A 12620-nucleotide genomic window follows, 5' to 3' on the forward strand; every position below is an offset into this window, starting at 1 on the left:
CCATTCAATCCCGCACAAAAATCACTCTTGGCAAGCGAGCCCTGCGCAGGGTGTCTTCCGCAACTTCCCACTGTACGGTTTCCGTGACAGCCTCGTCCACAACCGTGTGCGGGCGTTCCCCGGCCAGTTGCAGATAGGCCACCAGCTCGGCCAGGCCGTGGCGCAAGGGGCGTTGGATGGTCAATTCACCGAGACTGATCTGGGCCCGATCCTGCAAGGCCAGGCGGATATTGTGCCGCAGTTCTTCCCGGTCCACCACGATCTGGGCGAACAGCACATCAGCATCGACGTCGGCCTCGCCCTGTTCCAGCTCCACGTCGGCAATGCGGGCCTTGAAGGGCGGAGAGAACAGGGGCCGCTCCATGGGCAGTTCGATGTCCGCGCCCATCTCGTTCAGTTCCATGAAACCGCCGGAAGGCTGGTTGTCGCGGACGGCCAGGGCCCCGGACTCGATACCGTGCAGGATGTCCATGATCCGGCGGTTTTCCAGCCAGGCCTGGTCATCCAGAAAACGCCGCAGTTGCTGGGACAGGCGGGCCACGGTGCGCTGAGCGTGCTCGCCTGCCTCCAGCCAGTCGTAATGGACGCGGCGCAGCCGGGGATCGGGCTCCATCTCAGCCACCGGAGCCAGACTCAGAACATGTTCCAGTAGGCCTGTCAGCTCTTCCTGACGGCTCTGGGACATCAGAAAATCCCAGAAAGCTCGAAAGCTTCTGCCCTGATCCGAGTCGGCTATGGCGTCGCGTTCGCCCATGATCTCTTCCAGCAGTGCGGCCTTGGCTCCGTCCCAGAGCGCGATGCGTTCGCGCACCCGTCGGTCCAGCACGCGAAAATTGTCTTCCACTTCCCGAAAGTCGCCCAGCAGTTCCCGGGCCAGCTGAAGGAATTGCTGGAAGCGGTCCTTGAGTCCCGTCTCGTCCAGCAAGGGGACGTCGCCGGCCAGGATGCGCTCCATTTCCGTGTCGATCTCGGCCCGCCGGCGCTGCAGTTCGGCGATCCGGGCCGCGGGGTCGGATTCGCTGCCCCGGCTCATCTGCCGCAGCAGTTCGAACAGGGTCAACAGCCTGGACTCGGTGCCCACAAAAGCCCGTTCGGTCAGGCTCTCCAGCCAGACCACGGCTTTCTCCGTGGCCGGAGTCAGGTCGAAATGGGGCTCATCGGAATCCGGAGGGTAAAATTTGCGCAACCAGCCCCGGTCATTGTCCGCCCAGTCATTGAGGTAGTCCTTTGCCGAGCGGGGAAAGGCTTCCGCCCCTCGCTGCTCCCGCAGCACATACAGTTCGTCCTCCAGAGCCTCCACCAGATCGGCCTGAGACATGGTCCGGACATTGGAAGCGAGAAAAACGCGGTGCAGAAAAGAAATGGTCAAAGAGGCATGATCCGCCCGCAGCAACCGCCAGGAAGGGTGATTACGGCGCAGCAGCTCAAGGGTGGCATAATCAAGGGGCATGCAAAGTCCTCATCCGGCAAAACTCGTCCGCAGGCGAGAACTCTATGCAATTACACCGAGGAAATCCAGGCAGTCTTGGACGTGCATGCACGCTCCGGTTCCTGAATTACGCTGTTGTCTCACAACTTCTTGGCGTAAATGTCGCGCCACCGTCAGCATGTCTCCGAGATTCACCCGAGGTTGGCTTGTCAGAGCAATGGTTGAGGTTCCTGATCATGTTCGCCTCTTGTTGCATAAGGCGTTAAACCTGTCCTGTTTGTTCCGTTCATTGACCCGGGCTCGGGTCATGCGCTCCCGGAGGCCCCCTTCCTGGACAAAGGCCTTTTCAAGCTGGCGAATCTGGTTGTCGAGCAGATAGTTGGCCTGGTTAATCAGACAAATCAGGATGTTCGCCACGATCTCCGGAGGTCGGGTTTCAATGAAGTCCTTGACGGTTTCGTAGCAGGCGTCCTTCCGCGCTCCCAGCTTGCGCACATATGTGGCTTCTTTGCTCTCTTTGTCCCAGAGTCGGGCGTTCCGCACTTTCAGAAAATCGTGGTAATCCTCCAGCAACTCTTCCAGGCTTGCACGGGCAACATTGATCAGCTTGATCTCCATTGACTTGGATGTGCCTGAAGCCATGCTCCCTTCAACAATATTCTGTTTGCCCGAACGGGCCGCCTGAACCATCTGATCCACGGTTCTGTCGTACATCCTGAAAAAGCGTTCACAAAAGCGCACCGTCGCAAGATAGATGACGACCGCTTTCTTGTAGGAGAGGAGTTCACGGTATCCGCCGTGTGGTGGGATGAAGCCTGTGGGTTTTGGTTCTTCAGCCATTTTTGATGTCCTTGATGGGACGTATGGGTCCTATGGGACTTATTGGACCTATATTATGATGCGCCGTTCGGGCACCTTATCGAACGTAGTACAAAAATGGCAAGCAAGCGGTTTAAAAATATTAGAGGATTGGTGGTATTGCACCTGAAAGATGCAATACCACCATCTTGTTTGACTGTTAGATGATATTCACCCAGATCGGATTGGTCATGGCCCAGTTGCCTTCCGTGTCCTCAATTACCAGGGCGTACCATGTGTCTTTCTCCGGATTGAGGGCAACCGAAATGGATTCTTCAGCTGACTCGTCATACGTCTGCTGAAAGGCATACCCTTCGATTTCCCACTCATCGTTGAACTTGGAACCTTCCGTGACAACGGTGATCTTGGCGATCCCATTCACGGAGAGGGTTTTGAAATTCAGTTCAAAATTACCTGAATCCACCTGAACGGTTTCACCGAAGTTGTGTTCGGGATAGACGAGAGGACCATAGGATGCATAGGAATTACCCTTCTTCAGGGATTCATAGTACTTGTTCAGGCTGAAATCTCCGTCCACCTGGGCAATGGTCCTGATATTGCCGGAAGGATACCGCAGAACGTCATGCACGTCGCTGCCTCCAACCAGATAGTACTTCTCCTGATTGTTCCAGAACTCCCAGGTTCTTTGCAGCGCTTTGTGGTTGTCTTTTGTGGAAATGGCGCCGTTGATTTCGATCAGATCAAAATCGGCATCCCAGCCGCCGGGAACCATGTCCTGTTCATTGCTGTGAAAATATCCGTAGGTGATGTAGGGATGGGCAATGATTACCAGCGCGTCCATTTCCCGCGCCTTGGCAAAGATCGAAGCGGCTGTTCCGGACGGGTCAATGGCTACATCCTGATCATCCAAGGGAATCGGCAGCACATTGATATGGCCCCAGTTCGGAGACACTTCAATCCCGGAAGCAAAGGGAACATCTCTGGATTGGGCAAACTCGCCAACTGTTTTGTTGTTTCCGATGGAATCATGATCGCTGACGAAAATGACATCCAGGCCGCTGGCCAGCTGTGAACGAACCAGAAGTTCCGGTGGGGTCACGCCGTCGAGGATATCCGAGTGGTGGTGCAAATCCGAAGCATACCAGCCGGATCCAGGCAGATCGACCAGCAGTTCGATGGCCTGAGAAAGATTGTGATCTCCCTCAGAGGTAACGGATAGCTCAATTGTTTCAGGTCTGGAAGTAAATCCGGCTCCATTCGATACCGACAGTACATAATCGCCCTGGGCCAACAGAAAACTCGTTGTTCCCGGCGTATTCAACTCGGTGAAAAATGTCTTTGCGCCGACATATTCAACGAGAATTTCCGGACCTTCAACGACTTCGATCCTGGCGTCCATGGGACGTTGGGTTTTCTTGTCCACGACAGTGATTGCGACGTTCCCGCCCGTTTCAATGTCTCCGAAGTTCAAAACGAAGTTTTCACCCGCGGCAACAGCGACGTCCTGCTTCGAGGTCAACGAGTAGCCTTTGGCCGCGGCATGGACCGTGTACTTTCCTTCCGGCAAGGGGATTTCATATGAACCGTTCTCGCCGACAGCCCAGGCATAGAGGAAATCCTCACCTTCTGGCGTGGCTTTTTCGAAGATCACCACCGGATTCTGAACAATATCTCCGGCCGTTGACTTCACGGTTCCGGAGACGTTTCCATACTGTTGTTCCTTGATCTGAAGATTCGCCTCCATCACCTGAGCGGTGCTGCCGACATCTTCGAATTGGATCCAGGCATCAAGCCGGACACTGTCTTGAGGATGCAATGTTTGCTTCTGGTACAGATCACGCCATCCTGTTCCCCAAGCGAAATCAGTAAATCCGGGGTAATGAATCGCCATGGCGAAATTTTCATCATACCCCAGCACATAATCCCCAAACCACTCTTCACCGACCTGACCGTAACCACGCTCGGTGGTCCCCCATGGACCGAACATGTATCCGCTCAACATGCACAAGGAGTACCCTGCCAGCAGATCATCATAGGTTTTGGTTCCGGTGTTCGTCATGCTGGTGGAGACGGCAAGCAGCTGATTCCCGGATTCTATCGTATATGTCGTCACCAGCTCGATGTTTTCATCATAATCCCGTTTGATTTCAACAACCACACGGTCGCCGCTCTGTTCCAGGATACGGACTTCCTGGTAGGTGCTTGGCCATGCAGACCAGCCATGAGGCAGAAAATCGATCAAAGCCGTTCGGTTGTCCGTCCATTCGCCGTCGACCATGATTGCCGAATCCACGATGGAACCATGCGGAATTCCCCAAGGAGGAGTTGTGCCGATGGCAAAGGCAACCTTATAGAACTCGTTGGATATCGTGATGTCCTCTTCATGGAGAGCAATTCCATTCACGATGTCCGTCGGCCCTTGTTTCACCTGAACGCCGCTTTGAGCAGCTTGCGCATTCAAAGACAATAAAAAAATGAACAAAAACGTCCATGCAATATTTACTGCAAATTTCACTGGTACCTCGCTTGTTGATGTTAATGGCATTTTTGATGTTCAAATAGCCAAACCTGTGGTTCCCCGGGCTTGCAGTACCTCCTTTGGGTCTTCTCAGCATCAATTTTACAGGACGACCCGTTTTAAGGTTTGAACTCCCGTCCTCTCCAGAGTTTCCGGCGTCGGACGGCCCTGCTCGTCCCAGTTCCTCACCCGGTAGTAGTCCTGCAGGAGAGAGCGCATGTCTTCATCGGTGATGCGGTGCCCCTTGTGGGGGCCGCTGGGCAGGGGGTCTTGGACGAATCGCTTGGGCAGGCGTTCCTGGGTGATGTCCATGCCTTCACGCAAATTGAATACGCGGGTGGTGTTCCAAATTCGTTCGCCCAGCAGATCGAAAAAGTCGGCGTCCACATCCATCCCCGTGGCCGTGTTCAGGAGCCGGGCATAGGTTTCCGGCCGAACGCCCATGGCGCCGAAGTCGCATTTCACCAGACAATCCGTTCCGGCCAGGTAGTTTTGCAGGGCGACAACCAGTTCGGCCTTGCCCTCCAGGGCCAGGGCCTGCACGGGCTTGCCCCGCCATTCCATGCCCGTGGCTTCGTAGCCCACGGGAAATCCGCGCTGGTGGCAGGCTCCCCGGTCCGCGGTCATGTAGGCCAGTCCCATGCCCGGCGCACCGCGCGGTCCCCAGGCCGGCATTTCCAGGCCTTTGACGTGTTGGGCCAGGCTCTCGGCTTCCGGCCCAACCACCGCGGCGGCGGCGCGGACGCCCTTGCCAAGCAGACGCCCGAACTCTCCCTGCCTGTGGGCGATCATCTCGATCAGGCGCTGCGCCGCGGCAACATCGCCGAAGGCAGGCTGATCCGCTTCCGGATACTGCCCGAGCAGGCCGTTTTGGGCGGCCTCCATGACAAAGCCGAGGCAGGCTCCGGTGGACATGGAATCCAGCCCCAGCAGGTCGCACAGCTTGGTCAGATGGGCCACGGCCCGCGGATCGCCGATGCCCAGGTTCGTGCCGAGCATGGCCGCGGACTCATACTCCACGATATCGGTGACAAAGGGAGCATGCTTGCCGGAGCGCACTGCGCCCATCTGGGTGCAGGCAATGGGGCAGCCGAAGCAGGCGGCGCGGCTCAGCCAGAGCTTTTGGGCCTGGCCTTTCTCGCCCAGTTTTTGGGCCAGGGGCGATGATCCGTCGCTGAAGTTGTTGGCCGGGATCAGGCCGGCCTCGTTGGCGAACTCCACCGAGGCCGCCGTACCGGAGACCATCAGGGAGCGGCATTCGGCGCTGTCCTGAATTTCGCGGTTCGCCTGGGCCAGGGCTTCTTTGAATCCCTCCGGGTCGTGAACGTGGACCAGCTTGTTGCCCTTGAGGGCAATGGCCTTCAGGTTCTTGGAGCCCATCACCGCGCCCGCTCCGCCCCGCCCGGCCTGACGGTTGAATTCACAGCAGATCAGGGCGTAGGGAACGAGATTTTCTCCGGCCGGGCCGATGTTGGCGATCTTGAACCCCTCATCGTCGAGCTGCTGCTTGATCCGCTGATTGCTCAGGAGCGTGTCCAGCCCCCAGACGTCCCGGGCCGAGTGCAGCCTGGAACCGGTATGGTCCAGAGCCAGATAGACAGGTTCTGGGGAGCGTCCGGTGATGATCAGCGCGTCATACCCTGCATACTTGATCTCAGGGCCGAACATGCCGCCGAAGTAGGAATCCAGAAACAGGTTGGTCAGCGGAGACTTGGTGACAACGCAGGCGCGCATGGCCGGAGCCGGGGTGGCCGTAAGCGGGCCCGCGAGAAACATCAGGACGTTGTCGGGCCCAAGGGGATCGGCCCCTTGCGGCACCAGATCCAACAGCATCTTCGCCCCAAAGCCCTTGCCGCCGACATACCTTTCCTGGAGCCAGTCCGGCACCATGATGTCGTGAAACTCGCCTCCGGTGAGGTCCACATGGAGCATTACGCCCATGGCTGAGCTATTCATCCCGCTCCTCCTCTTGGCTGTCGGTTGCCGATACAAGTTCCAAAGCCCCCACCGGACATGCCGAAACGCACTGCGGACGTCCTCCGCATAGATCGCACTTGAAGGCCTTGCCGCTCTCCGGATCAACATGGATCATTTCCAGGGGACAGTACCGGCTGCACAATCCACAGGAAATGCACGTTTCCCGGTCAATGACCACGGCTCCGGTTTGCTCATCCCGGGAAATGGCCTTTACCGGACAGGCCCGGAGACACATCGGATTGGCGCACTGTTCGCAAACCACGGGAATATGGACCATGTTCTCCCACATCCGCCGGATGGAGAGCATGGATTTGCGAGGATTATAGCCTCCGAACTTCTGGTTCGAACAGGCGGCCTGACAAAGCTGGCAGCCCGTACAGGCGTCAAAATGGGTGCGGATGAAGATTGGGGGACGGTTCTGTTTCATGATTTGATCCGATTGGGGGTGAAGGATCCTCTGTCCGGGGGGGGGACGGATGGATTCGATGTTAGGGTCGTGCGGCTGCAGTTGATTGGGATGATTTCGCTTATCGTTGGGGGTTGTTTCGATTACGATTGCGATTTCGATTTCGATTGTGAGATTTGAAAATGAGGGAAGAAAAGTGGGCCGGGAGGTTAATCCCGGCCCACTGATGTTGTTGTTGCGAAACTGATTCGCGAAGGGACAGCTACTGAACCATCAGGGCTTCGATCACGGGCAAGGCGGGTCGGCCGTCCGCCGTGGTCACGCCGTCCATCCAGCCTCGGTAGACCTCGGGGTTCTTGCGCAGCCAAGCCATTCCGGCATCGAGTTCGGCCATGGAGCTGTCCTGATGGAGCATGTTCATGGCATCGTTGACCATTTCGATGGGCACGAGATAGTTGTTCAGGAACGTGGCTACGTTGGGCTGCTGTTGGTCAAAGCCGGTGCGGATGTTGATGTACACCGTGGCCGTGCCGTCGTTTTCGCCGAATGTTTGCTCATCGCTGCCCGTGAGGTAGGACATGTCGATGATCTTGTTCATCCAGTGCGGAGACCAGCCGAGAAAGACGATCCAATTCTCATTGCGGGCGAAGTTCTGGACCTGGGTCAGCATGGCCGTCTCGCTGGAAGGAACCAGTTCAAAGTCGCCCAGGTTGAACATGTTTTCGTTGATCATCAGTTCGATGACTTCGTTGCCGTCGTTGCCCTCTTCGATTCCGTAAATCTTGCCTTCCAGCTTGTCCGCGTATTTTGCGATATCCGAAAAGTCGCGCAAACCGGCTTCATAGGCATAGGTGGGCACGGCCAGGGTATACTTCGCGCCGTCCATAATCACGGAGAACTGCTGCACCCGACCGCTTTCGAAGTGCGGCTCGGCAATGCTCTGCATGGTCGGCATCCAGTTGCCCAGAAAAATATCCGCCTGATCTGAGGCCATGGCCTGGTAGGCAATGGGCACGGAAAGCAGCATGCTGGACGCGTTGTACCCCAGCGCGTTCAACAGGTGCGTCGCCACTTCGGTCTTCACCGTGACGCATGTCCAGGGAACGTAGACGAATCGTACGTCCTTGGAAGCAAAAGCATTCCCAGCGAATCCGACCATGCAGAACATGACCATTGCCATAGCCAGTACACGAAATTTCTTACCCATCAATCCTCTCCTTGGTTGGATGGTTGAAACAATAATGATTCTGAAATCATCAGTTGCCTGCTCATTATGCTTTTTTATGTCGATAATAACCCGCATTGGACGGCGGAAGCGGCGTGTTGCCGAGGATGACGTCCGCGGCCTTTTCCGCGATCATCAGAACCGGGGCGCAAATGTTGCCGTTGGTGATTTCCGGCATCACCGAAGCGTCAACCACGCGCAGGTTTTCCAGGCCGTGCACCTTCAAATTCTTGTCCACCACGGCCATGTCGTCATAACCCATCCTGCAGGTGCAGCTCGGATGGTAGGCGCTCTCTCCTTCTCGGGCCACGAAATCCAGAATCTGCTCGTCGGTGGCAATGTGCTCGCCCGGTGAGAGTTCCTTGGCCTTGAACTCGGCAAAGGCCGGCTGATTGAAAATTTTCCGGGCGCAATTGACGGCTTCGATCCATTCTTTGCGGTCCTTTTCCGTGGACAGGTAATTGAACTTGATCCTGGGGTGCACGGCCGGATCGCTGGATTTCAGGGTCACTGACCCCTTGGCGTCGCTGTACATCGGCCCGACATGCAGCTGATAGCCATGACCTTCGCTGGGCGCGGTGCCGTCATAGCGGATGGCGATGGGCAGGAAATGGAATTGCAGATTCGGATAGTCCAATTCATCGTTGCTGCGCACAAAGCCGCCGGCCTCGAAATGATTGCTGGCCCCGATGCCTTTGCGTAGGAACAGCCATTCCAGGCCGATTTTGGGCATGTTCCACGGCTTGAGGGCCGGATACAGGCTGACCGGCTTTTTCGAGGCGCACTGGATGTACACTTCGAGATGATCTCTCAGGTTTTCGCCCACGCCGGGCAGATCCCGGACCACGGGGATGCCTTTCTCCTTGAGATGGCCACCGTTGCCCACTCCGGAAAGCTGAAGCAGTTGCGGTGAATTGATGGCCCCGCCGCAACAGATGATCTCACCGCCAAAAACCTGATGAACCTTCCTGCCTGTGCGGTATTCCACGCCGATGGCTTTATTGCCGTTGAACAGGATTTTGGTTGTCAGGGCCTTGCAGACCAGCTTCAGGTTGGATCGGTGCAGAGCCGGATGCAGATATCCCCTTGCCGTACTCCACCGGTTGCCGCGGTAGGTCGTGCTTTCGAACTTGCCGAAACCTTCCTGTTGATAACCGTTGACGTCCTTGGTCAGGGGGTATCCGGCCTGCTGGACCGAAGCGAAAAAGGCGTCGAAGAGTGGATTGTCGTTCTTGGGCGTTGTCAGATACTGCCCTCCTGTCCGGCCTTGATATTCGTCAGCGCCCTTGAGGCGGTATTCCATCTTCTGAAAATAGGGCAGGCAGTGGGCGTAGTCCCATGTCTCCAATCCTTCCATGGCCCCCCACTTCTCATAATCCATGGCATTGCCGCGGATGTGGATCATGCCGTTGATGGAGCTTGAACCGCCCAACACCTTGCCGCGCGGCTGAGCAATGCGCCGGTTGTGCATGAAATGCTCCGGCTCGGATTCGTACGCCCAATTATAGAATTCATTGGTCAGGTTGAAGGACAGCGCCGAAGGCATGTGGATGCGGAAATCCAGCTTGTGATCCCATCGCCCGGCTTCCAGCACCAGAACCTTGCGGTCCGGATCGGCGCTCAACCGATTTGCCAGAATGCTGCCGGCGGTTCCTGCTCCGATAATAATCACATCATATGTGTTTTTTGCCATATATCTCCCCGTGTTTTTTGAGTTGAGTAATGTGGTGGTTCTTTTCCGATAAGGACCGGCGGCATGCCCCCGACAACTTGGCGTCCATCATTGAGACTTATCCATTTTCAGACGATTGCGGCCGGCGAAGCTGCTCCACCTTTTTGCGCAGGATCATGTAATGGAAACTGATGTAGGATTTGGCCTTAATGGGATCATGAGCGGCGATCTCCCGAGCGGTATGCTGCCAGTTTTCCACTGCGTACCGACGGTACTCGGCATCTTCGTACAGGGCGTTGTCCATGGAACTGAACCCGATCTGAACGGCCTGCATGATCCATTCGAAAATCGGATTCCCGGCCATCCTGGCAAAGAGCAGATTCAACTCTCGATCCAGTTCCGCGAGCATCTCCATGGTTGTCGCCTGATTCTCGACAGCCGCGGCCAGTTGATCAGCCTTGTCCACGAGCAACTGCTTCTGCTCGCCGTGGCCCTTGGCGATGGCCAGATCTGTGATGATGTAGTCCATGCTCTCCCGAAATTCGATGAGATGCATGGGGTCGGTATTGTTCTGCTTCAAAAAAAGGGCAAAAGATTCACTGATGCTGATCACTTCAATGTTCTTAACGTGAGCGCCGCCCTTGGCCCCCTTGTGGATTTCGATCAACCCCTTGTGCTTCAGAACCTGCAAGGCTTCACGGATGACGCCGCGACCTGTCTTGAACAGGGCTTGCAATTCTCTTTCGCTGGGCAATCGTTCGCCGGGCTTGATCTTTCCATCCAGGACGGCTGCCTGGATTTGCAGGGCAATTTCCTCGCCCGCCCGACCGGTTTTTGCCGGAGCGGAACATATTCCTTGAAGAATTTCTGTTTTTCCCAAAGCAAATGGACGGTCCATTATCAACCATTAAACCATCATCAATTTCAGGTTAATGAATTAAAATATAAATTAATTTAGTGCGTAATGAAAAAAATAATTAAAAATCCAGGCAGGCTTTGCGCGCACAATGGAAGGACCATTCTACAGGCGTACAATGAATTGTCAACCTCAAAAACATTTTAAGTTCCCATTACGAAACGAAATGGTCCAGAATTGGTTGGCAACTGCTGACGTGATTGTGGGCTGTCAAATTTGCAAGCGGTGGCCGAAACAATGATTGCAATCATTGCCCATGTGCTTGCTGGGGACTTGTCGGAGGGGTTGAGGGTATCGATGAAGCGGTTGGGTGTTGTCTTTCTGCCTTCCTAAACTAACCAGTCCGTTACCGTGCAATGCTCCAGAGAATTCCCGCGATCGCGCCCAAGGGAACGAGGGCATGGATCGGCAAATGAAAGCGTCTGAGCAAAACAAAAGAAACCAGTATCGTTACTAGAGCAAAGCCGTCCACGTGTCCTGGTTCCGGAAACAGGATATTCAATCCGAACCAGACGGCAAGATTGAGGATCACGCCGACGACGGCGGCGGTTACACCTGTCAGAGCGGCCTGTAAGCGCTGGTTGCCCGCTAATGCTTCTATGAACGGAGCGCCAACGAAAATAAACAGAAAACTCGGCAAAAATGTAACATATGTAGCAATCAGTGCTCCCAAGGTTGCATTCAGAAATTGGGGAGCCGATCCATGAAGGTTCCAGGCGCCTAAAAAGCCGATGTACTGCGTTACCATGATCAATGGCCCGGGAGTGGATTCGGCCAAACCCAGGCCGATGAGCATTTGATCTGTCGTCAGCCATCCTTGGGGAACCGCATAACCGGAGATGTAGCTGAGTACAGCATAGGCCCCGCCGAAAGTAACAAATGCTGCCTTGGTGAAGAAAAGGGCGATCTGCGTCAACACGTCCTCGTATCCGCGCCAGATCAAGAGTACTCCGACAACCGCTGCCCATAAAATGAAACATGTCAGAATAACCAGCAACAAATGCCGCCAGGAACGGTTGTGATCGGCCGTTTCGTCGGAAACAACAGATACTCGGCACTCCCCAGATTGATGATCAAAATTATCCTTGCAGAAAACATGCGGAAGGCGGTTTTGCAGAAGCAATCCACCGGCTGCGGCAGCGGCTAAAACCATTGGAAAAGGGATCTGAAAAAAGAAGATGCCGATAAATGCGCCAGCTGCGAATCCATAAAGGTAAGGATGGTACAAAGCTTTTTTCCCGATGCGCAGAAGGGCCTCCAGCACCACGGCGACCACCACGGCCTGGATGCCGTGAAATGCCGCTGCGACGACGGGAATATGGATGTGCGCAACGGCTAGATAGCTCAAGAGCAGGATAATGAACATCGACGGGATGACGAACAGCGCTCCGGCTGCGATGCCGCCTGGAATTCCGTGCAGCCTCCACCCGATGTATGTCGCAAGTTGCTGAGCTTCCGGTCCCGGGAGCAGCATGCAGAAATTGAGAGCCCGCAGGAATTGGCCCTCAGTGATCCAGCCCCGCTTCTCCACGACTTCTTGGTGCATGATGGCGATTTGTCCAGCTGGACCACCGAAATTGATGAACCCCAGTTTAATCCAGAACTTTAACGCCTCTTTGAAGGATGCGGGTGTCCTGGGCCGAGCATCAGAAGGCATG

9 protein-coding genes are annotated in these 12620 nt (G+C 55.6%); all 9 read right to left on the reverse strand.

Features of this window, described 5'->3' with window-relative positions:
• Positions 1-4: 4 nt before the first annotated feature.
• The 9 genes from BLP93_RS10155 to chrA all read right to left on the reverse strand — a co-directional run bounded on the left by BLP93_RS10155 (position 5) and on the right by chrA (position 12619).
• The gene (locus tag BLP93_RS10155) at positions 5-1450 is read right to left on the reverse strand and encodes a DUF3375 domain-containing protein (protein WP_092120933.1); all 1446 of its coding nucleotides are present in this window, start codon (positions 1448-1450) and stop codon (positions 5-7) included.
• A 213-nt stretch (positions 1451-1663) separates the two neighbouring features.
• On the reverse strand, positions 1664-2269 hold the full coding sequence (locus BLP93_RS10160; RefSeq protein WP_092120936.1) for a four helix bundle suffix domain-containing protein: 606 nt from the start codon (positions 2267-2269) through the stop codon (positions 1664-1666).
• Positions 2270-2447: 178 nt separating this feature from the next.
• Positions 2448-4652, reverse strand: coding sequence for a CehA/McbA family metallohydrolase (locus tag BLP93_RS10165; protein ID WP_161946281.1), 2205 nt, complete (start codon positions 4650-4652; stop codon positions 2448-2450).
• A gap of 216 nt (positions 4653-4868) precedes the next feature.
• Positions 4869-6722 (reverse strand): aldehyde ferredoxin oxidoreductase family protein, encoded by a 1854-nt coding sequence (locus tag BLP93_RS10170; protein ID WP_092120942.1) that lies wholly within the window; start codon positions 6720-6722, stop codon positions 4869-4871.
• A complete protein-coding gene (locus BLP93_RS10175; RefSeq protein ID WP_244148716.1) occupies positions 6715-7170 on the reverse strand; it encodes a 4Fe-4S dicluster domain-containing protein in 456 nt (151 codons plus the stop codon). Before BLP93_RS10175 ends, BLP93_RS10170 begins: the two co-directional genes overlap by 8 nt.
• A gap of 241 nt (positions 7171-7411) precedes the next feature.
• Positions 7412-8356 (reverse strand): ABC transporter substrate-binding protein, encoded by a 945-nt coding sequence (locus BLP93_RS10180; RefSeq protein ID WP_092120945.1) that lies wholly within the window; start codon positions 8354-8356, stop codon positions 7412-7414.
• Positions 8357-8420: 64 nt separating this feature from the next.
• Complete coding sequence (betA, locus tag BLP93_RS10185) at positions 8421-10067, reverse strand: choline dehydrogenase (protein WP_092120948.1); 1647 nt, start codon at positions 10065-10067, stop codon at positions 8421-8423.
• A gap of 97 nt (positions 10068-10164) precedes the next feature.
• Entirely contained in the window at positions 10165-10944 is a 780-nt protein-coding gene (locus BLP93_RS10190; RefSeq protein ID WP_092120951.1) for a FadR/GntR family transcriptional regulator, read from the reverse strand.
• A gap of 364 nt (positions 10945-11308) precedes the next feature.
• The gene (chrA, locus tag BLP93_RS10195) at positions 11309-12619 is read right to left on the reverse strand and encodes a chromate efflux transporter (RefSeq protein ID WP_092120954.1); all 1311 of its coding nucleotides are present in this window, start codon (positions 12617-12619) and stop codon (positions 11309-11311) included.
• Position 12620 lies beyond the last annotated feature (1 nt).

The organism is Desulfonatronum thiosulfatophilum, assembly GCF_900104215.1.
GTDB classification, from domain to species: Bacteria; Desulfobacterota; Desulfovibrionia; order Desulfovibrionales; family Desulfonatronaceae; genus Desulfonatronum; species Desulfonatronum thiosulfatophilum.

What these genes read in the sequence shown, in the direction of transcription:
- BLP93_RS10155 (WP_092120933.1), bottom strand. Translation starts at nt 1,450, where the DNA reads ATGCCCCTTGATTATGCCACCCTTGAGCTGCTGCGCCGTAATCACCCT.
- BLP93_RS10160 (WP_092120936.1), bottom strand. Translation starts at nt 2,269, where the DNA reads ATGGCTGAAGAACCAAAACCCACAGGCTTCATCCCACCACACGGCGGA.
- BLP93_RS10170 (WP_092120942.1), bottom strand. Translation starts at nt 6,722, where the DNA reads ATGAATAGCTCAGCCATGGGCGTAATGCTCCATGTGGACCTCACCGGA.
- BLP93_RS10175 (WP_244148716.1), bottom strand. Translation starts at nt 7,170, where the DNA reads ATGAAACAGAACCGTCCCCCAATCTTCATCCGCACCCATTTTGACGCC.
- BLP93_RS10180 (WP_092120945.1), bottom strand. Translation starts at nt 8,356, where the DNA reads ATGGGTAAGAAATTTCGTGTACTGGCTATGGCAATGGTCATGTTCTGC.
- betA (WP_092120948.1), bottom strand. Translation starts at nt 10,067, where the DNA reads ATGGCAAAAAACACATATGATGTGATTATTATCGGAGCAGGAACCGCC.
- BLP93_RS10190 (WP_092120951.1), bottom strand. Translation starts at nt 10,944, where the DNA reads ATGGACCGTCCATTTGCTTTGGGAAAAACAGAAATTCTTCAAGGAATA.
- chrA (WP_092120954.1), bottom strand. Translation starts at nt 12,619, where the DNA reads ATGCCTTCTGATGCTCGGCCCAGGACACCCGCATCCTTCAAAGAGGCG.